A 21,966-nucleotide genomic window follows, 5' to 3' on the forward strand; every position below is an offset into this window, starting at 1 on the left:
TTATTATAAAGGAAGTTAAACAACCATGGCTATTTTAAATAATGATAAACACAGTATAGGAGATCTATTTAGTAACAGAAACCCTTTTATCATTCCAAAACATCAAAGAGCTTATAGTTGGGAAGAAGGGGAAATCGAATCTTTTTGTCAGGATATTCAAGAAGTTGAAGATGAATATTTTTTTGGTGGAATCGTCAGTGTTCATGAACATACTACTAATGTCACAGGAAGAACTTATAGAGTAGTAGATGGGCAACAAAGATTAGCTACCTTCACAATATTATTAGCAGTTTTAAGAAAAGCCTTTCAAACATTAGCTCTTCAAGCAAAAGAGGAAAAAGATGCTACTACTGAAGAAACTGCAAATTCACTAGCTGAAGATCTTTATGATAATTATCTAACTTATAAAAATACTAGAAAAAAGCCTCCTGTGAGAGAATATCGTCTTACATTATCGAAAGTTGATAGAGGTTATTTTTCAGAACTTTTGGATGAAGAAGATCCTGAAATTAGAGCAGAATCCCATAGAAGACTTAATCAGGCATGGCAATCAATGAACAATCATTTAATAGTTCCTATTTTAAAAAATTCACAAATACAAGTGGAAAAAAAACTTGATCAATTATTATTATTAAAAGAAAAGTTGTTAGAACATTCAGTGGTAATTCATATTACCTGTGACGAACTAGATGAAGCATATCAATTATTTGAAGTACTAAATGACAGAGGAAAAGAATTAGCAATAGGCGATTATTTAAGATCTTCTACTCTAGAGCAACTAGATAATAATACTGCCTATCAAGACAAAGCTTCTGAATGTTGGGATGAAATTCTCGCCAAGAAAAACTCAGAAAAATATATAAAAATCTATTTAACATCTCATTTAGCTTCTATTAAAAAAAGCAACATTCATCGACAATTTCAAAAGGCTTTTTTTTCTAATTCTGATAATAAATTAGAAATAAAACAGCAAATTCTTAATATAAGGGATATGTTTGAAGTATATGAATCAATTTCAGAAGGGATTTTCCCCTATGAGAATTCCCAAACTACTAGTTGGGAAAAAAATAGATTGTCTATATTAATTCATCAGCTAGATCACAAATTATGTATTCCTTTTTTACTTTCTTTATATGAATGTGCTAGCGAGACTGATTTTAAAAATTCAATACTATATATAGAAAAATTTGTATTTAGATATATAACTGTCTCTGGATTAAGGGCAAATAGGTTATCTGATATATACAAAAAACATATTTTATCTATGAGAAGGAATAATTTATTTGATATTAACGACTTTAAGCTTGATCTTAAAAATATTCTAAATTCACAATGTAAAGATCAGTTTTTTATAGAAAAGATAGAAAGTGGTCTTTCATACAAAAAAAATTCTAAATCCATTAAAAAAATCAGGTATTTTTTAACTACATTAGAGACGTATTATAGCTCTTATAATAGAATGGATCCTACACAAGCTTTAAAACCAAGTATGGATATTCAATACAACATTGATAGTATAGACATTGAACATGTATATCCTCAAAATCCAAAAGTAAAATTAACTTTTTTAGAACCATATACACATGATATTGGAAATTTAACTTTCTGGTCTCCTAATGATAATAAAGCAGCTAGTAATGAAGAATTTTCAAAAAAAGAGACTTATTATAAAGACTCAAATATAGGACTTACTAGACATCTAACAATTCATAGCAAATGGGATGTTATGGAGATAGAAAATCGTAAAGAATTATATTTTGATATGGCCAAAAAAATATTTTATATCGATTAAATAAAAGAGCCTATTATAATAGGCTCTTTTATTTAATTTTATCAAAAACTTTCAAATCAGATTCATCTATCTTAGAATCCAAAGTTATCCTTATAGTTTGCCTTACTTCTTCTAAACTCTTTCCTGCTGCATTTAATACATGACTAGGTTTACTTGAACTACATGCTGACCCAGAGGATAATGCAATATAAGCAGATAATTTTTTAATAAGTAACTCATTATTAACTCCAATAAATTGTAAACTAATCAATCCAGGAATTTTATCTTGCTCATCGCTATTAAACTTAACTTTCCCGGTTAGATTTTTCTTAAAAATATCCGTTAAATAGTTTTCTAATTCTTTTAATCGCTGAACATTATTTTCAAGGTTAGTTTCTGCAACCTCAGCAGCTTTACCCAACCCAACAATATTATGCACAGCTAACGTACCACTACGATAATTATTCTCCTGCCCTCCACCATGCATCAGCGGAGTCAAGCGAGTATAAATCTCTTTCGACTGCTTCCGAATAATAGCAGCTCCAACACCTTTTGGACCACCAATCTTATGTCCAGACATCGAAAGAAAACGAAGACCTGGCATTTTGCTCATATCTACTGGTACTTTACCAATCACTTGCGTAGCATCAGTATGAAAGAACTGTCTATTCTCTTCAAAAACCTTTGCTAGCTCTTCAATCGGATTAAGTGACCCAATCTCATTATTTCCCCACATAATCGAAGTAAGAAGTGGCTGCATTTTTGCAGCCGCTTCTTTTACTTGCTCTACTCCTACTCGTGCATATTGATCCACATCCAAGAAGGATACATTATAACCACGTTCTCCGAGAAAATTAAACGTTTCAATAACAGATGGATGCTCTACTTTAGTCGTTAATAAGCGATTATTAGCTCCTGCTTCACGTCCATAATAGTCTGCAATCCCTTTAATAATCATATTATTACTTTCTGTAGCACCACTTGTGAAAACAACTTCATCTGGATCGCAGCCTAATAAAGTGGCTACTTGTTCTCTTGCTTTAGCTACAGCTTTTTTCGCATTCTCAGCTAGTGAATAAAATTTGCTAGACGGATTGCCATACTCTTCTTGAAGATAAGGCATCATCGCTTCTAATACCTCTGGATGAATCTTAGTTGTTGCACTATTATCTAAATACAGCATAATCATGCCCCACTTTCTTAGAGTAATAACGCACGAATAAAGCGCTCAAAGTTTCCTGCACTCTTATATTCCGAAGCAAGTGAACGAATCCCACGTTCCAAATGAGCATTAAAATAACCAGGGAAGTACTCTTCATCCGATAACTCTTTTCCTGCTACCTGCGTAATCAATGCCTTGAATACATAGTCATGTTCTCCAGTAACTGTATTCCGATTAAGTACCAGACCATCTGCGAAATCTTTCGTTACAGGCTCTACACTTCCATCTAATATACTATTTCTAAGTGAAAGACTAACCGCATAACGAATTAAAATATTTGGCGTAATTCCTGTTGATGCATGCAATTGAGTGAGAACATCTTTCGCATATTTAGAAGTTTTTAGAGTAAAGTTCATGATAGGCTGCTCTCCTCACTGATCGTAAAGTAGCGACCTTTTTCAATTTTAGCGCTATGTGTAATTGAATCAAATTCTAGTGTGTAACATTTTGCTGTAAAATCTTTCAATAAAGCAAACTGTTCTGCACCAACTTCGGAATCTGTTGTAAACATTAATACTTGTTCACCACATCTTGGAATGAAGTGTTGAATCAATGCTCGCTTATGATCTTGATCTAGTCGGCCCATTAAAGTATCGAAAACAAAAGGCAGTTTCCATCCTGACACCTTAAACATCGCCCAGATGATCGTTAGCATCAGCATTTCTTTTTCCCCTGCGGAAAGGCGCTCTTTAGTAATATGATGTTGACGATTATATAGATGTAATTCAAAAGTCAAGTGATCAATATGAATACGGTCAATATATTCTTTTTTACGGAAAAGAATATTGACCATTTTGGTTGCTTCTTTCGCTACATCATCCAGTTTCTTACGCCATTGACGTTCTCTGAATCGTTGGCTAACTAATAGCAATTTTTCAGTCATGACAAAAGAATTCTCTGCTTTATGATATTCCCGTATTTTATCTGTAATTTTGTTTGAAGCCAAAGTATGCAAACGAATCGTCTCATTAGCTTCGTGAACCTCTTTATTATATTGTTCGATTAACAAACGTAGTTGCTCAACACGTTTAGTTTTGATCTCAATTTGTTCTAGTATTTCTTTAAACTCACTAGATTGGTCATTATTCTCGATCAATTTACGTAGTTTTTGAGATTGTTCCAGCATCTTAGCATTCTGATCAAAGCGTTGAATATAATCTTGAGCATCAATCTTTTGAATTTGATTGAATAGATTTTGGATCTCGCTGCGTTGTGCAAATGATGCTCTGTGAATCAATTTGATATTTTCGGGCTGCATAATAGATAGAATACCTTTATGCAGATGATCGATATCATACGTCACATGGATTTGACCAATACTCTGTTGCAGCTCGTGAATCAGATCATTTAATTTATTTTTATCTAAAGCAGAAGATGCATACTCAAACGACTCATTCTCTTTTTCCAAGTTAAGTTGCTTTACCACCCTACCTAATAAATCTCTAGTCATATAAAAAGGCATTAGAGAAGTTATAAATGAACGAATCTGTTCTGTATTTGCTTTTCTCTTACTTTCAATAGTATTTACTTCATTTAATAGTTGTTGCCTTTCATCTCGAAGCAAACCACCATGCTCCTCAAAATCTTTTTTATGCTGCTTTATTTCATCATTTAAACGAAAAGTTTCATCTTCGCTAGATTCAATACGCATTTGCCGTTCTTCAATGAACTTTTGCAATTCATTTATTTGGCTGATCAGGCTTTCTTGCTCCGTAATTTCTTTAGCTGCACTAGCATTCTTTTGAGCATACTGCAATCGATAAGCTTGTAGATCTTTTTCTAAATTCATAAAAAGATCCAAATTAAACAAAATCTTACCCGCATCATTCAGATACTCTGGGATCTTTTCGTCAGAAACAATCCTCGAAACATCTTCTCCATCAAAAAGACAAAGTTCAAAAAGACGTGGAGGCATTTCTTCACGTAATCTATTTTGAAAATCAGATTGTTGTTGAGTACTTAGATGCTTACCATTTTTCAATACGCTAAATCTTTCTCTTATCTTCTCATTTTTGAAATACCACTCTCGCATTAGTACATAATGAACGTTTTCGAATTCTTCTGTAGCCGTATATTCTAATTTAATTTGAAATTCGCTACTATTACTTTCCATAGCGGAACGATTGAGTAAAGAATGAATTTCACGAAAATACGGCTCATTGTCATTAACAAACCCATAAGCTAAAGAACCAAATAATACGATTCGTAAAGACTCTAAAATAGTTGTTTTACCAGCACCATTTTTACCACCGATCAGAATAACATTTTTATCAGATGTGGTATTAAAATCAAAGTTATGTGGCCCATGATAGGCCCCTATATTACGAAGCAACAGTTTAGTGATTTGCATGAAAAGCTAGTCCACCTTTTAAAGATGCAAGAAGTCTTGCTTCAGAGTTTTATCGAAGGCCTGGAAAAGGCCACGTCTTACCTTAACACCAGAATAATCCTTTTCTACTGAAATTAATTGTTTGAGAACACTTAAATTCACGCCTTCTTCTTGGCAAAGTGTCTCCAGATCAGTCAATTGATCTTCTTTAAATACAGGACGATCGTTATGATCCCAATCATACGTTTCGCCGGTTTCTTCTTCAACAATTAAAGGCAGTCGGTCTTCCCATTGCAGATCATCATGCCAATATTTGCGAATAGCTTTTAATTCTTCAACTGTAATTAACTCTATATTTGGATCATGTAGTTCACGTATCTGTTTCTGAGTACGCAATAGTTGTCGTAGAATCTCTTCACGAGCTTTAATAGTGAATGGTCCAACACCAAAACGTTTAAGAGAACCATCCTCGTCTCTAACTAACATATTCAATTCTTCTACAGTAGCTAAATTAATATTATTATCATCTAAATATTGTTTGATTTCGGACTTCAATATAACCATTTCTCCATATTCTGGCTCATCACTATGATATGGCAGCAAATATACTTCACCATTCATCCGTTGCTTTTGTCTTTTAGAATAATCTTCTCTAATTTGAACTAAGAAACTTCTAAAATCATACAATGGACGAAGCCAATCTATGCCATTATTAATAAATCCACTTAGAGCCTTATCTTCACTCACTACTGTACACGTCCAGCAGCCAAACCGACTATTCCCGCAAGAACCCGCACTCTCTTTTACTTCTTTATCTACAATCAATGGACACTCGCTATTGGAACTTTGATAAAGCTCAAGTAGTTCATTGTTATCATCGCCCCAAGGTGATTCATATTGGAGCAAAAACTCCCATACATCATCCACATCAAACGTACGAATTGGCGCAAACACGAATGCATTTCTCAAAGTAGAGTGTCGCATAAGCTTTTTCCCTTCGATCGTATGAGACTGCATAACAGCAGCACGAGTTGCACTTTCTGAATCCCGAACTCCAAGTAGCATAATCACTTCGCCAAACTGATCTACTTTATCTAAAATAAATCGATTCGCAGGCTCAATTTTCAGCCGATCTGTACACCATCTGAATTTCTGACGTGGAGTTGGATATCCTTTACCAATAATAGAAGACCAAAATGTTTGATCCACTTTAGGACGCACTTTTTGCGTTTCAAAGGGTAATCCGAGTTCTAAAGCTTTCTTTTGAATTCTACCTAGCGTGCGCGTAATTTTATCAATAATAAGCGGCGTCTCTACTTGAGTATCTGACGAAATCACATATACTTTTTTATGCAGTTGAGATGCATCAAGCTCCTGAAGAGCCTGAAATACAAGCTGAACGACAGCAGTAGAATCTTTACCTCCACTGAAGCCAACTACCCATGGACGTTCATCTGTCAGATATACTTCTTTTACTAATTCCTTCGCTTCAGTAAATTTCGTGCCTGTATTAAATATATTAAGTTCCAAGAGAAGGAACCTCCTTTATTTTGTCTTCAATTTTCTGTTCTTGTTCCGTAAGAGGTAACCCAATCTTCAATTTAATTTTGTTAGAAGTTAATTGTATCGTTTCATTGTTCTTATTAATTCGACCTGTTGGTCCATATGCTCGACTTTCCCAGTCTGCTTTATTGTCTCGTTGCCAATCGATACCTTTGAGTTTGCTAATATATTTGGCCCATTCATCTGGATGATATATATACAAGTAGTGTCCTATAATACCGATAGCTTCTAAAAAGATACCGTGGGCTACAACAGAAGTTGCTCTTAGTTCTCTCGAAGAGGCTTTTTTTTGCAATACATCTTCCCATTCTGGGATCGAAGCGCAAAGTGTTTCCCAGAATTTCACCACGAACTCTTTTTCTTGTTCCGAAACGATTTCGCCTTTCTTTTTACCTAATAAGCGACAATTGGTATTAAAGATATGGTTAAGCGCGAACAGCTTAGGCGAATTTTTCGAAAGATTTACTTTCTCCCGATCTACATACCTTTCTAGCAAAGGGATTTTTGTTAAAAGATCCTTTGTAATAAGCGAAAGTTGATCTCGATGATCATATAAGATTCCGATCGATGAAGTCGTGTTGACCGCATGTCGATTCAGATCTGAAAACATCTGCTGAGAGCGAGTAAGTCCAAGATCATGGAAAAAGACCACCGATATCGTCTCGTCTCCCAGATCAGGTGAAATTTTCAATGCTTCTTCAATCGCTGCTCTACGATGTTGACCATCATTGATTAGAAATTTCGAATCCAGAGATATAGTAAGATGACCAATATCTTTCAAATCCTTAGAATGTTCTTTGAAGACCATCTCGCCATCTACAGAAGCAGTTAGCGAAGAAAATATGTAGTCTTTAGGATTTTCTAGGATGTAGTTTGTCATTTCTGGAATCCTGGCTTTATTCATCAATCGTTGAGCACGATGCTCTGCTGGAATTTCTTCCTCATCGAATAAAAATATTTTAGGAATCAAGCGTAAAGGACACATTACAGTATAGAATTCTCTACTTGCTTGAAGGCCTCTAAGAGCAGGAAAAGTATAACTGAAGTTCATCAGCATCCTCCTTAATTACGTACGTAATTTTAGTTTTTGCAGTTATCATTTTACATGAGAGATAAATATTATTCAATGCATTCAAACAAAGGTTTAACTTAATTTTCAATAAAGTTCTGATGAAATAGAAAGCAGAGTATCGTATTTAATCGATACTCTGCTTGAGTAATTTATCATCAATTATATGTTTAAAATCTATAGATTCATAGCCTTGAAGCCAGCTTGTTGAAGTTCACTAAGCTATTTATATTATAGCATAGATTTACATTAATGTCCGCTGCCGCATCCCTTCAAACAACAACACCGTAGCCGCCATCGCCGCATTCAATGACTCCGCCTGCCCTTGCATCGGAATCAACACATGCTCCTCCACCAACTCTGCCGTCTCCGCCGATATCCCTTTCCCTTCATTCCCAATCACAATCCAGCCACCACTGCGAAAATCATACTCATAACACGAAGTCTCCGCCTGTAGCGACGTACTCACCAGCTTTACCCCCTGCTCCTTCGCCGCAGGCAATACCTCTTTCAAATCCGCCTCCAACACCGGCACATGAAACAACGATCCCATCGTCGACCGAATCGTCTTCGGATTGTACAGATCCGCACAGCCCTTACCGAGCACAATCCCCTTCGCACCAGACGCGTCCGCACTGCGAATAATCGTCCCTACATTTCCTGGGTCCTGCACGCCATCCAGTACCATCACGATCGCCGAGTCTTCCTTCAGCAAGCTGGACAGCAACGCATTCCGCTTATGCACAATCGCAAACACCGGCTGTGGTGTACGTGTATCGGTACACTTTTCCAGCACCGCCTGCGATACCGCCACATACTGCGCTCCGCCATCATAAGCGGCAATATCTTCTTTTAACTCCGCCGGAATGCCTTTTTCCGTATCATACACAATATATTGAATATCCCAGTCACTACGCAGCGCTTCGCTAACGAGGTGAATGCCTTCGATAATAAACTTATTCAGTTTGTCGCGATGCTTCTTGTCCAGCAGGCTTGCCCATTCTTTCACACGGGCATTTTGTGTCGATAGTATCTCCATTAGTCCTCCATGTCCATTTCCAGTTTGATCAGGTCGTGCTTTTGACCGACGATAACGACGATGTCGTCTGGTTGCAGCTGTTCTTCTGGTGCAGGCGCGATATTCATATGATTGTTCCGTTTGATCGCCATTACATTACACTGATAACGAGCACGGATGTTGAGTTCGATCAGGTTACGGCCGATCATCGAATCAGATGCTTTCATTTCGACAATGCTGTAGTCATCAGATAATTCGATATAGTCGAGTACATTCGGTGAGGTCAGATGGTGGGCAACACGTATCCCCATATCGCGCTCTGGGAAAATGACTTTATCTGCACCGATTCGCTGTACGACTTTGGCATGCAGATCGTTTTGCGCTTTCACCAGCACGGTCGGTACTTCCATTTCTTTGAGGATCAGCGTCGTGAGAATACTCGATTGAATATCTTCCCCAATCGCCACGACGACCACGTCAAAGTTACGCAAACCGATCGCTCGCAGCGCTTCTTCATCCGTCGAGTCTGCGACTACCGCCTGGGTAACGATATGCGATACTTCCTGTACACGCTGTTCATCTGAATCGATCGCCAGCACGTCAAAGCCCATCTCGCTCAGTGTACGGGCAATGCTAGAGCCGAAACGCCCGATTCCGATAATTGCATACTGCTTTCTTGCCATGTTTTACCTCCATCTGATGTTCAAAATAAAAACAGATTGTCCGGCAGGCAGTGATACCGTTGTAGGCTGCCGGACAATCTGCGGTTATAGATCCGTTTCGAGTTTCTAATTCGAATGATTGATGTTGAAAATAACATATCTATTCGGATGATACGGATAGCGCTATAGAATGCTCTGCTTGAATACAACCAGACTTTAGCGGGTGAGCTGAACATTTGGCATTTGATGTATAAGGTCGAATGGATATGATATTGCATCTATGATGTCGCATCGCTTATACACTTCACAGTTCTGAACTATACCACGATATCATGAATCACTGTCCCAACACTGGAGCGAGCTTCACAATTTCAGCTTGCTATTGTTGTCATCTTAATCCAATCATGCAGCACAGTTGCTTACATCTATACGTCCAAGCTCACCGTCGTATCCAGCTTGCTCATTCGTATACGTGCTCGTCTTGCTGCTCACAGAACAACTACTCCCTACAGAACCGTATCTTCTTACAGAAACATTTCTTTTCACAAAAAAATATCTTCTTATAAACACTTTCTTTTTACAAAGCACTTACCTTACCTTTTGCGAAAGCTGCACTGCTTTTAGTGCTTTTAGTGCTTTTAGTGCTTTTAGTGCTTTTAGTGCTTTTAGTGCTTTTAGTGCTTTTAGTGCTTTTAGTGCTTTTAGTGCTTTTAGTGCTTTTAGTGCTTTTAGTGCTCTTAGTGCTTTCCTTACGAGTTGCCGGAGTTACGGAATGCTTCGATCACTTCAGCTTTTAGTGCTTTCCCTACTCTCCATGCTTTTAAACTACCCTTACCACCTCTACTCCTTACGGAGCCGTCTGCAAGAATTGCGCATCTGGATTTTTTTCCATCGCCGTGCGCATCGCATACTCGTTTTCGAACAGAACAACAAAGTTACCTTTTTTGTCCTTCACCAGTGTTGAGTTAATACGGAATTTAGATGGATCGAGGTTCTCCGCAACGACCCAGCGTGCGAATTGGAACGGCATACGTTGCAACTGTACATCGACACCGTACTCATTTTTCATCCGGTATTCAAATACTTCAAATTGCAGCTGACCGACAACGCCGAGAATCGTATCGTCGAAGCTTACGGCGTTGAACACCTGGATCGTACCTTCCTCTGTCAGCTGGTCGATCCCTTTTTGATACTGCTTGTATTTCAGCGCATTTTTCGCGGTAACTTTAGCGAAAATCTCTGGCGAGAACGTTGGCAATTCGTCGAACACAATGCTGCTGCCCTGACTCAGTGAATCGCCAATACGGAAAATACCTGGATCGAACAGACCGATAATATCGCCTGGATAGGCATCCTCTACGATATCCCGATCCTGTGCCAGAAATTGCTGTGGCTGTGCGAGCTTAATATCTTTACCAACACGTACATGCTTGACGCTCATACCACGTTCAAACTTACCGGATACGATACGCAGGAAAGCGATGCGGTCACGGTGAGCCGGGTTCATATTCGCTTGAATTTTGAACACATAACCGCTGAATTTCTCATGTGTTGGCTCGATCATTCCTTCGGTGCTACGACGCGGTTCTGGCTTCGGTGCCAGCTCCAGGAAGTTTTCGAGGAATGTTTGCAGACCAAAGTTATTGATCGCACTACCGAAGAAGATTGGCGTCAGTTCGCCGCGCATGACTTTGTCATAGTCAAATGGATCGCCAGCAACGTCCAGCAGCTCAATATCCTGACTCAGTTGCTCATACAGAAAATCGCCTGCCATTTCTTTGATCAGCGGATCGCGATAATCTTCGACTTTACGAACTTCAATCTTCGAATGGTCATCGCCCTGGAACAGCTCCACCTGACTCTTCATCCGATCGTATACACCGCACAGCTCGCGTCCCATTCCAATCGGCCAGTTCATGGGCACCGAACGGATACCGAGTACCTGTTCCAGTTCTTCCATCAGGTCGAACGGACTGCGACCTTCGCGGTCGAGTTTGTTAATAAAGGTAAAGATCGGAATCCCGCGCTGCGCACACACTTTGAACAGCTTGATCGTCTGTGCCTCGACACCTTTCGCTACGTCGATCAGCATGACAGCCGCATCGGCAGCGGTCAGTGTACGATACGTATCTTCACTGAAATCCTGGTGACCCGGTGTATCCAAAATATTAATCCGATGACCGTTATAGTCAAACTGCATCACGGAAGACGTAACCGAGATCCCCCGCTGTTTCTCGATCTCCATCCAGTCACTCGTTGCGTGTTTACTCGCTTTACGCGCTTTAACCGTACCGGCCAGACGAATAGCGCCTCCGAACAGGAGCAATTTTTCCGTCAGTGTTGTTTTACCCGCATCCGGGTGAGAAATAATTGCAAACGTTCTGCGTTTATTGACTTCGCGTTGCAATTCTGTATCTATCGTTTTACTCATTATCATTTTCCCTTCATCGCTTAAATAGACTGTTAACATTGTACCATATCCACAGCAAAAACACCCTTATGTATAGCAAACATAAGAGTGTTTTCCTGCATTCATCGATGATTCTATTGTACGTGAATGAACGCTGCGATGTCTATCGTTTATGCCAAATTAGCGACTATTCGCTGTCCATACTACATCATCTTCATCCTGACCATTGACCGGCCACCAGTGGAAGCCATCCTGTTCCAGTAGCTTATGCGTTTCATCCGGTCCCCACGAGCCTGCTGGATATGTCTTCACATCCTGTGGATGCTGCTTCCAGGCATTGTCGATATGGTCGATAAAGCTCCATGCTGCCGCCACTTCATCCCAGCGAGTGAAGTAAGTGGAATCACCTTGTGCGGCATCTTCCAGCAGACGCTCATACGCTTCTGGCGAGTTGATCCCGATCATACAGCTCTGGCAAAACTCCATTGCCAGCGGCTGAATTTCCGAATCCGAACCTGGCTTTTTGGCATTAATTTTCACATAAATGCCTTCCATCGGGTTAACGCGGATGACGAGCAGATTCGGTTCCAGATGATGCTTTTGACCGAGATACACGTTCGTCGGCATCCGTTTGAACTCAACGATAATTTCCGTCGTTTTTACGGGCAGTCGTTTACCTGTCCGGATATAGAATGGTACACCTGCCCAGCGGAAGCTGTCTACGAATACACGAGCGGCAAAATACGTCTCTGTATTTGATTCTGGATCGACCTTATCTTCCTCACGATAGCCCTTCAACTCTTTATCACGGGATTTGCCTGCCGTGTATTGAGCACGCACCACATTATTATCCACTTCTTCCGGTGTCAAATACGGGCGCAGCGAGCGCAGCACTTTCACCTTCTCGTCGTGAATATCTTCCGGCATCAGACGACTTGGCGGTTCCATCGCGATCATCGCCAGCATTTGCAGCATATGGTTTTGACCCATATCCCGCAATGCACCGGAATGATCGTAATACCCACCACGTTCTTCAACACCAACCGTTTCACTCAACGTAATTTGCACATTGGCGATATGCTGATTGTTCCAGAGCGGCTCGAAAAAGGCATTACCGAAGCGAATCACCTCGATATTTTGTACCATTTCTTTACCAAGATAATGGTCAATCCGGAAAATTTCATCCTCTTTAAACACTTCATTAATTTCTGCATTCAGCTTGCGTGCCGAATCCAGATCATAACCAAATGGCTTCTCAATCACGAGACGATTCCAGCCCTCTGCATCCAGCATGCCACCATCACGCAGATTGATCGACACACTGCCGAACAGCTCTGGCGCAAGCGCAAGGAAAAAGAGGCGATTACCCGGAATATTAAACTTCTTCTCCAGCACTTCCGTCTGTTCGTTCAACTCACGGAAGCCGTCGACATTGTTAATATCGAGTGATTTATATTCAAAATGAGCGGCAAACGTATCCCAATCTTCATCAGGCTTCACCTTGTACCGGCAAAATTCATCAATCGAATCGCGCACATTCACGCGAAACTCTTCATTTGTACGTGGACGGCGCGCTACACCAATAACTGCAAAATCTTCAGCTAGCTTGCCCTCACGATATAAGCTATAGATCGCGGGAAACAGCTTTCGGCTTGCCAAATCACCTGTCGCTCCAAAAATAAAAAATACCGCACTAGGCGCTTGCGTCGTATCTAACATCGGGTTGTCTGTCATGGCTCATCCACTTTCTATGTAAATTTTTGTTCACCTGTTTGACTGCATACTGACAAGGTACTGCACAAAAATCACGTCTGTAGATATGGTGCTCATGATGCAATGATCCATCATACGTGCCGTATTTATTCTCTTTGTGAACGTTATTCCAAGCGCCCCAAGAGAATCACTTACTTTTAATTTTTAAAAGCAGTTGGAATGATCCGGCAAACGTATTTTATCATAATTACCCTCGTTCCGACTATCTGACCACCTATCAAATGTACTTATACTCACTAAAATGAAAGCTAATAAACCTTACGAATACGCGCACCCAATACATATATGATGTACGCTTCTAAACGTACTATTCCGCCAAACCATTTTTATACGCATAAATCGCTGCCTGCGTGCGATCTTCGACCCCTAGCTTCGCCAGCAAATTGGTCACATGGAACTTGACCGTTTTAATGCCGATAATCAGTTCGTCGGCAATTTCCTGATTGGATTTACCCTGCGCGAGTAAACGCAGTACATCCATTTCACGCTCAGTCAATTGCTCATGCAGTGCACGCTCCACCGGCTCACGGAAACGACTCATCATTTTGGAAGCGACCTGTGATTCCAATACCGACTGTCCACGCACCGCAGCCCGAATCGCATCGGCGATCTCGCTCGCACGTGATGTTTTAAGCAAATAGCTAAATGCGCCTGCTTCGATGACCGGATACATTTTCTCATCATCCAGATAGCTAGTCAGTACGATTACTTTACAATCCGGATTAATTTCCAGCACTTTGCGTGTAGCTTCAATCCCATCCATGCCATCCATTACGAGATCCATCAGCACAACATGCGGATGATATTCAGTAGCTAGCCGAATCCCGTCCATACCATTGCTTGCTTCGCCAACAACTTCAATGCCGTCCTCTGTATCCAGTACAGCAGCCAGCCCGATACGCACCATCTCATGATCATCGACCAGCAATACTTTGATCAGTTCACTGTTATCCATCTTATTATGCCCACCTGCCTTCTTCTGTATTTAATGTCACGATCGGTACCACAATCTCAATCCGTGTCCCTTTACCCGGAGCGGTAATATATTGAATCGTACCGCCCACTTCATTAATGCGCTCACGCATCGTTGATAGTCCATACGATGTCTGCTTCGTATCATCCAGTTCAAAACCGATACCATCATCTCGGAGCGTCACACGGACGGCATCCACACGCTGTACGATCCGAATCTCCATTCGACTTGCTTTAGCATGTCGCAGCGTATTGGATAACGCCTCCTGTACGATCCGGAACAGATGATTTTCCACCCCTTTTACCAGGCGGATCTCTTCATCCATTTCCAGCACAATGTCCATCGGTATTTTCGCCTTCAGCTCCTGCACCAGCTCGCTAATTCCTTCGTACAGCTGTTTGCCTTCCAGATAGACAGGACGCAGATGAAGTAAGAGCGCTCTCATCTCGGATTGTGCCACCGAAGACATTTCCTCAATCAGCTGTACCTGACGCTTCGCCCGATCCGGGTCTTTGTCAAACGTACGCCCAACCGCCGTCGCTGTCATTGAAATGGCAAATAGCTGCTGAGACACCGCATCATGTAGCTCTCTAGCTAGCCGCTGTCGCTCCTCAATAATCGCCGATACACGCGCCTGCTCGGCAAGCTGTGCATTGTTGGTCGACAAACGCTGTAAGCTCGTAATCTGATCGCCCCACTTTTTGCCAATCCGATCCATCTGCTCACTCAGTCTTGCCCACTCATCACTTCCCCATGTGGGCGCTGTTTGCGACCAGTTCCCCTTTTCCCACATCAGTAACGTTTCACGTAGCTTATCAATACGCATCTTTAAACGTAGCGCATGATATAGCCCGAATAACGCACCGATTACGAGCGCTGGAATAAGCAAAGCTATGCCTGTGCCTATCCATGCTTCCCACGAATTTTCGATTAGAAGATGACCGGACGAATAAAGCGCATATACGATGACAACTAATAAAAGGACTGCCAGCAGCAATCCTTCACTCATACTGCGGACAATCAGGTCAGCAGTTTTTTCCTTTTTCACTCGTCCGTCCCTCCATTCCGTCCCTGTTCCTATAGCGTTACAGCTTCTATGCTTTAGAACATATATTGTTAGGTCGATGAACGTTTCTATACTATGATCGATATCGCTATGATGAATGCAGCTCTGTTAGTGTAGCTCCGATCAATGTAGCTCTAATCAATGCAGCTCTGCTCAGTGTAACTCCGATCAATGTAGCTCTAATCAATGCAGCTCTGTTAGTGTAACTCCGATCAATGTAGCTCTAATCAATGCAGCTCTGTTAGTGTAACTCCGATCAATGTAGCTCTGATTAGTGCACCTACAATGAGGAGATACATAACCTTTGCATACACTAATAAACATACACCAATCCAGATGTTCTTCATATTATCTCCATATATTTTAAATTACAAAACAATTTAAATTGTCAAATAGGGCTAAACCTGGATTCAGCCTATTCGAATGTGCTAAGATCGTTCGGCACTTATCTATCCACAGATCGATCAGGCTCAGTACGCTTTCATAAGTAGCCCATTTATAAATAACCATTCTAATGAGCACTTTTGAAAAAGCTCTTTTTATACGTGTTAAGAGGAGTTTTTAATATGGTTTTTAATATGGTTTTTAATATGGTTTTTAATATGGTTTTTAATATGGTTTTTAATACGGTTTTTAATACATGTCTTTAAGAAACACCTTTAAGCAGACAACCGAATATTTAAATCCCCTGCCACATAAAACACAACCAGCTTCACACGCTGCACACTCGTTTCATAATTCGACGATTGCCATTCGACTCGATTCCAAATGCCTTGACGCCGCTGCGTCCCTGTTCGCTGATCCGAGTTAAAGCCGATCTGTCCAAATAATACATTCGCTTCAATCTCTACACCATACTCCTCTGGAATCGTAAAATCCAGATCACCAATAATACCATGGAAATACAGCACCGTCTCTGACTCATCTGCGATCGCAAGCGATAAATCATAATCGATATCGCCGATCACATGCCATGAGCTGCTGCTTTGCAACATCCACGGATCACGATTATGCTGAGATGTACGGACAAAGTTTTGCTGTGTGCGATGCTTTTGCCCATGATGCGCTTTATTGGCACGAATATAAAACCAACCGAGCGAGATCAATACGATCCCGAATAGCAGCATAATATGATCCAGCAGCAGCAACCCAATCCCGCTTGCCAGGCAAATATACCCCTGGCGCATTTTACCACGGCGCAAACCAAGTACACCAATCAGCAGCAAAACAAGTGCGACAATCGTAAAAAATCCTACAAACGGTTCCAACAAAATAAGCAACCCGATACTGATCAGCACGACTGCGGCTACTTCTCTCTTTCTACTCATGTCACACCTCCTTTACCGCCGATTCCGGCAATTTGATTAGAAAAGCCATACCGCATGCATAAGGCACACGCTGTATGGCTTTCATCCCTGCTATAACGTGCACATACATGTCATAGCATATCATATTATACGTTTGCTTGGTGAATTAATGTGTCGATTCGTCAGCTGGTCTTGCGCTTGATTCGATCGTTTTTGGGGAAGATGGGCCAGCGAGCTTGCTTTTCAGCAGGTTCAGTTGCTCATCGACTTTCAATTGCTTTTCAGCCTGCTCTGCGCTCACATACGGTGTATTGTAGCCGGAAGCGTTATACGGTACACGCAGTACATCCGCTTCTGCTTCCATTTGCATAATTTTCTCTTCCATACGGCTAAAGCCCATCGATGCGCCGCCACGGTTCAGAGAATCCACCGAGTTGATTTTGGACATTTGCTTTTTCGCTTTGGCCATTTGTGCACGGGATACAAGTTCATTGCGCTTGTTACGCATTTTGTAAAACTCATCTTTCATTTCATGCAGCTGTTGCATCAGACCAGCAACCTGTTCTTTTGCCTGTGCATGCATATCGCCATATTCCGTATACTTTTGATCAAAGTACAGTTTTTCTTCCAGCAGACGGCGTGCGACTTCTTCCTGACCGCTTTTCAGTGCAGCCGTCGCCTGGCTTTCACGCTGCACCGCCATGCGGCCCGCTTCTTCGAGACGTTGCTTCATACGGCGCTCATTCGCCATTTGCTTGGCTACCGTTACCTCTGCCTGATGAATTTCTGCCTCCATATCGCGCAAATACTGGTTTAGCATGACAATCGGATCTTCCACCTTATCCAGCATTTCATTTACCGACGCCTTTGTCATATCTTTCAATCTTTTAAATACTCCCATGTTATTGATCTCCCTTCTCATATTGAGCAATTTTTTGACGAAGTGTTTCGACCTCTTTACGAAGTGCTTTCGTTTCGATATTTTCCATCATTGCGTCCAGGTTCGCCTTCTTCGGATGAAGCGGCTCCGGTTGTTCGTAAGGTGGACGATTTTTACCAAAATAGCGTGTATTGCTTTTATGTGGTGCATCATACATGTTCGGCTCATACGCATTTTGCGAAGTGCCCCAGTAGCCGCCATACGTATCACGTGGGCCGCCATAACGATCTTCTTTATGACGCGGATCGTAATGGTTGAACTCTGGCGGATAATACATCGGTGGTTCTTTGGGTACAACAAAGATCGAAATCAAGTAGATCAATACTGTAGTGCCCCCGGTAAACGGGATCGACAGGATAAACAGAATCCGCAGTAGAGTAGCATTAATTTGAAAATACTGCGCCAACCCGCCGGTCAGGCCGCTAATAATTTGGTCCTGTGCCGATCGGTATAACTTTGGCCGCATATTCAGCCCTCCCTCCGTTGCTGATCAAGCTTACGTCTGAGTCGTTCCAACTCTGCATCAAGCGCAATCGTTTTGGCTGGATCAGAGCCAGTCGTGTACGTATCCTCACCCTGACGAATATCGCGCATCGCCTTCGCTTCCAGTTCCCAATCAGAGATTCGATCTTCCAGACGGTTAAAGGATGGCATATTGTTCATCCCGTTACCAAAACGGCGGTTCATCTGCTGCTGCAAGCGCAGCGTCTCCATCCGTGCATGGTAATACTCGCGTTTGCTGTACACAATCTGGTATTCCGACTTGAGTGTGTTCAGCTGGTATTCAATTTCGTTGAGCGCTTCGCGGTTTTTGTCCAGCAGCTCGTTATATTGTGTTTCTTTTTCCTCATACATCACTTTTTCTTGTAGCGCCATGCGAGCCAGTTCTTCTTCCTCTGCCTTCAAAGCGAGCATTGCCTGCTCTTCACGCTTTTCACGCATCGCAGAAGCTTTTTCTACATGATGCTGCAACTGACGGGTATGCTGAGAGATATTATGATGAAGCTGCTCGGCTTCAGCAATCTCGTGACGCGTATCCAGCAAAAACTGATCGATCAGCTTCACCGGGTCCTGACTTTGCTCCAGCTTTTCGTTTAAAGTAGCTACGGTAATGTCCCGTATACGTTTGAACATATTCATGGATACATATTCCCTCCCTTACGGTAGTACACAGATTGGTATTCATATACAGATTGTCGTTGATATGACGACTAGCATTGCTTCTTTATTTATATCGGTAAAAAGGAATGCCCTAAGAAGAACAGTGCTTGCTATATTTTGGAACCGATACTTTTTGAGATAGATGCTTTTTCAGAACAGATATTTCGTAGTTCTTGATGCTTTATTGCACTTATTTTTATTTGACCTTAATATTCATTTAATATCGTTATGCCTCATTTGAATCTATATTTATACAATCCTTACGAACAATAAAACGGATGCTTGATTGTTAACCTATATTATAAGCCACTCCTAAATCACGTATCTACTTCATTGTTCATGCTGTAGTTAATTCATAATTTATCATGTGTCTACTTTATTATGAACAAGGCATAAAGTTCATAAATAAGACTGCACAAAGTTGATAAATCATCCTACATAAATAAGGTATACACTTGGCTACTGAGTACCGATGCTTGCTTTACCTTTTGCAAACAAGGCTTGCTACAAGCTTGTTGATCGTCATTCTATCTGTTGATGCCTAAATGATATGCAGATGAGCAAAATATTAATACGTCTGACGGCGACTTTTCAGCATGTACACTCCACCAGCTACCAGTGCAATTCCGATCATCGGTCCGATCAGAAACGACAGCTTGGAGAAAATAACGAGTGTACCGATGACTGCCAAAATCGTTCCCAGTACTTTACGTCCATTTTGCAGCGCATAGTAACCAAGTACGATCAGCGCGATCGGGAAGATCAGTCCAATCAAATGGCTCATCAGACTATGTAACATGGGCGAAAACTTACCAAACACCATCAAAACCCCGATCACAATCAATCCGACAGCCGCTATACTTTTACGGTTGATATTCATGGTCATTCACCTCCCTTAAATGAGATGTTCAATTTAGAGTGAAATTCATTGTGTAGTTACACCCGTTGTTGTTGGGTTGCATTCACTGTTGTTCGATTGCATTCATTGTTGTTCGGTTGCATTCATTATTGTTCGGATGCATTCATTGTCTTAAATTTATTTCGGAGTGAAGCATTCATTACTACTGTTTACTGCTAGTAATTGCTACTCAATGCTGGTCGATGACTGATTAATGTAGTTGTTCACTGGTATAGCTAACTACTAGTACAGTTAACTAAAATAATTTAACGATTCCGATCAAAGCATTAAGCGTTTCACTATTTGCTTAAGTTAATTGTGTTACCTTAACGCATTGTCTTTCTTACCTTTTACCTACATTCAGTTTACCTACATTTCTTATCTTCTGTTACTCACTGGGTACTAAGTTAGCCTTACTACATCCCGGGTTGCATCATTGCTGTCTTTCATATTTACATCTTATAAAAATATCCGCTTTCCTGAAATGGACTACGGATGGTATTTTGACCTAGACCTTAGACGGGGACTGTTCTGGACTACAACAGTAGGAGACTCTTCTAGCGTCTTCAGATCCTCCGTTCCAGTCGTATACATATAGTGTCTAGTAGTACCTAGTGTATTGCACAGTCAGACACATAGTGTATGGTCAAACCTATATATCTAACACGTTCATACCACTGCATCGGAAATGGGTAGATATGAAATAGATATGGCTAGATATGAAATAGAATATAGAACAGCATAGATGCGTTTACAGTGGAATACAGACGTAGATTTCATAAGATCGAATAGATTAGTTTTTGAATTGGAGTTGGTTAGGGTATTACAGCGTGCGTATGTGCAAACTCACATATCTGCACGCAGCATTTCACTGCGGAAACTGTAGGAACTGTGGGAAGGAAATAAGGGGTAACAACAAACTCTAGTGTTAGCGATCTCCTAACACAGGATTCAATGAGAGAATGATTTGTGCAAAGTAAAATATCTTACAGCTTCGATGTTAGTAAATTTCTGACATGGGATTCAATGAGAAAGTGATTTTGAGTCAGAAAAATAGAGTAGCTCTTCTAGTGTAAGTGATCTCCTAAAACGGGGTTCAATGAGAGGATGATTGGGGTAGAGCAATATGTTACTGCTTTTGAGTACAGAAATTTACAACAACTTCCTCTTCCATAGATTCTTATTCTTATAGAACAGCAGAGTCTGTGCCCCTATTTCTTGTTCGAGTGATTGATGTTCCAGCAAAACAGTTGGCGTCTCCCAGGTGTGTCGGCAAATTCACTACAATGTATCATGTATCTTAATGTTTTATATCATGCCAACAAGCGAATAAACAAAAAGACTCACCTTCTCTGAGTATTCAGAAAAGATGAGTCTTCTTTATAAACGCGCCCTAAGAGATTCGAACTCCTGGCCTTTTGATTCGTAGTCAAACGCTCTATCCAGCTGAGCTAAGGGCGCAAAATAATACTGGAGGCGCCACCCAGATTCGAACTGGGGATAAAGCTTTTGCAGAGCTGTGCCTTACCACTTGGCTATGGCGCCGTATAAAATTGAAATGGAGCGGACGACGGGAATCGAACCCGCGACCCTCGCCTTGGCAAGGCGATGCTCTACCGCTGAGCCACGTCCGCTAATTTAAAAAATATGGCAGGGGGTATAGGATTTGAACCTATGCGTGACGGAGTCAAAGTCCGTTGCCTTACCGCTTGGCTAACCCCCTACGGTATGAAAAGAAAAATAAAGGGCGATCGACGGGAATTGAACCCGCGAATGTCGGAGTCACAGTCCGATGCGTTAACCC

General features: G+C 41.1%; 18 protein-coding genes and 5 tRNA genes (1 of these 23 only partly in view). 1 reads left to right on the plus strand and 22 read right to left on the minus strand.

Annotated elements, in window-relative coordinates; genetic code table 11:
• Positions 1 to 25 precede the first annotated feature (25 nt).
• On the plus strand, positions 26 to 1,792 hold the full coding sequence (locus tag AAHF22_RS18915) for a DUF262 domain-containing protein (RefSeq protein WP_347326589.1): 1,767 nt from the start codon (positions 26 to 28) through the stop codon (positions 1,790 to 1,792).
• Positions 1,793 to 1,820: 28 nt separating this feature from the next.
• Here AAHF22_RS18915 and AAHF22_RS18920 read toward each other — a convergent pair whose 3' ends face one another.
• From AAHF22_RS18920 to AAHF22_RS19020, 22 genes are all read right to left on the minus strand, one after another.
• A complete protein-coding gene (locus AAHF22_RS18920; protein WP_347326590.1) occupies positions 1,821 to 2,954 on the minus strand; it encodes a cysteine desulfurase family protein in 1,134 nt (377 codons plus the stop codon).
• Between the two features lie 17 nt (positions 2,955 to 2,971).
• Positions 2,972 to 3,349: a DNA sulfur modification protein DndE gene (gene dndE, locus AAHF22_RS18925; RefSeq protein ID WP_347326591.1), complete on the minus strand. Its 378-nt coding sequence runs from the start codon at positions 3,347 to 3,349 to the stop codon at positions 2,972 to 2,974.
• Positions 3,346 to 5,343: a DNA sulfur modification protein DndD gene (gene dndD / locus AAHF22_RS18930; RefSeq protein WP_347326592.1), complete on the minus strand. Its 1,998-nt coding sequence runs from the start codon at positions 5,341 to 5,343 to the stop codon at positions 3,346 to 3,348. Before dndD ends, dndE begins: the two co-directional genes overlap by 4 nt.
• 18 nt (positions 5,344 to 5,361) lie before the next feature.
• Complete coding sequence (dndC, locus tag AAHF22_RS18935; RefSeq protein WP_347326593.1) at positions 5,362 to 6,852, minus strand: DNA phosphorothioation system sulfurtransferase DndC; 1,491 nt, start codon at positions 6,850 to 6,852, stop codon at positions 5,362 to 5,364.
• Positions 6,842 to 7,936 carry a DNA sulfur modification protein DndB gene (gene dndB / locus AAHF22_RS18940; RefSeq protein WP_347326594.1) on the minus strand — a complete coding sequence of 365 codons (1,095 nt, stop codon included), beginning with the start codon at positions 7,934 to 7,936 and terminating at the stop codon, positions 6,842 to 6,844. Before dndB ends, dndC begins: the two co-directional genes overlap by 11 nt.
• A 262-nt stretch (positions 7,937 to 8,198) precedes the next feature.
• A complete protein-coding gene (locus AAHF22_RS18945) occupies positions 8,199 to 8,993 on the minus strand; it encodes a TrmH family RNA methyltransferase (protein WP_347326595.1) in 795 nt (264 codons plus the stop codon).
• Positions 8,993 to 9,655: a potassium channel family protein gene (locus AAHF22_RS18950; protein ID WP_347326596.1), complete on the minus strand. Its 663-nt coding sequence runs from the start codon at positions 9,653 to 9,655 to the stop codon at positions 8,993 to 8,995. The genes AAHF22_RS18945 and AAHF22_RS18950 overlap by 1 nt, the downstream gene beginning before the upstream one ends.
• Before the next feature lie 826 nt (positions 9,656 to 10,481).
• On the minus strand, positions 10,482 to 12,065 hold the full coding sequence (locus AAHF22_RS18955; protein ID WP_347326598.1) for a peptide chain release factor 3: 1,584 nt from the start codon (positions 12,063 to 12,065) through the stop codon (positions 10,482 to 10,484).
• A 159-nt stretch (positions 12,066 to 12,224) separates the two neighbouring features.
• Positions 12,225 to 13,778: a glucose-6-phosphate dehydrogenase gene (gene zwf, locus AAHF22_RS18960; protein ID WP_347326599.1), complete on the minus strand. Its 1,554-nt coding sequence runs from the start codon at positions 13,776 to 13,778 to the stop codon at positions 12,225 to 12,227.
• Between the two features lie 346 nt (positions 13,779 to 14,124).
• Positions 14,125 to 14,772: a response regulator gene (locus AAHF22_RS18965; RefSeq protein WP_347326600.1), complete on the minus strand. Its 648-nt coding sequence runs from the start codon at positions 14,770 to 14,772 to the stop codon at positions 14,125 to 14,127.
• Positions 14,773 to 14,776: 4 nt separating this feature from the next.
• Entirely contained in the window at positions 14,777 to 15,838 is a 1,062-nt protein-coding gene (locus AAHF22_RS18970) for a sensor histidine kinase (protein ID WP_347326601.1), read from the minus strand.
• A gap of 106 nt (positions 15,839 to 15,944) precedes the next feature.
• Entirely contained in the window at positions 15,945 to 16,043 is a 99-nt protein-coding gene (locus AAHF22_RS23920; protein ID WP_371834087.1) for a hypothetical protein, read from the minus strand.
• Between the two features lie 472 nt (positions 16,044 to 16,515).
• Positions 16,516 to 17,184, minus strand: coding sequence for a cell wall-active antibiotics response protein LiaF (liaF, locus tag AAHF22_RS18975; RefSeq protein WP_347326602.1), 669 nt, complete (start codon positions 17,182 to 17,184; stop codon positions 16,516 to 16,518).
• Between the two features lie 145 nt (positions 17,185 to 17,329).
• Positions 17,330 to 18,064, minus strand: coding sequence for a PspA/IM30 family protein (locus AAHF22_RS18980; protein ID WP_347326603.1), 735 nt, complete (start codon positions 18,062 to 18,064; stop codon positions 17,330 to 17,332).
• Position 18,065: 1 nt separating this feature from the next.
• Entirely contained in the window at positions 18,066 to 18,569 is a 504-nt protein-coding gene (locus AAHF22_RS18985; RefSeq protein WP_347326604.1) for a PspC domain-containing protein, read from the minus strand.
• 2 nt (positions 18,570 to 18,571) lie between these two features.
• Positions 18,572 to 19,243 (minus strand): PspA/IM30 family protein, encoded by a 672-nt coding sequence (locus AAHF22_RS18990; protein ID WP_347326605.1) that lies wholly within the window; start codon positions 19,241 to 19,243, stop codon positions 18,572 to 18,574.
• Positions 19,244 to 19,832: 589 nt separating this feature from the next.
• Positions 19,833 to 20,144, minus strand: coding sequence for a LiaF transmembrane domain-containing protein (locus AAHF22_RS18995; protein ID WP_347326606.1), 312 nt, complete (start codon positions 20,142 to 20,144; stop codon positions 19,833 to 19,835).
• Positions 20,145 to 21,549: 1,405 nt separating this feature from the next.
• Positions 21,550 to 21,623 (minus strand) — tRNA-Arg (locus AAHF22_RS19000).
• A 10-nt stretch (positions 21,624 to 21,633) separates the two neighbouring features.
• Positions 21,634 to 21,707: transfer RNA gene (locus AAHF22_RS19005), tRNA-Cys, on the minus strand.
• Between the two features lie 14 nt (positions 21,708 to 21,721).
• Positions 21,722 to 21,796, minus strand: a tRNA-Gly gene (locus tag AAHF22_RS19010).
• Positions 21,797 to 21,810: 14 nt separating this feature from the next.
• Positions 21,811 to 21,885 (minus strand) — tRNA-Gln (locus AAHF22_RS19015).
• 23 nt (positions 21,886 to 21,908) lie between these two features.
• Positions 21,909 to 21,966, minus strand: a tRNA-His gene (locus AAHF22_RS19020) (it continues 15 nt past the right edge of the window).

Origin of the sequence: Paenibacillus wenxiniae (assembly GCF_039822605.1) — a bacterium.
GTDB lineage: Bacteria > Bacillota > Bacilli > Paenibacillales > Paenibacillaceae > Saccharibacillus > Saccharibacillus wenxiniae.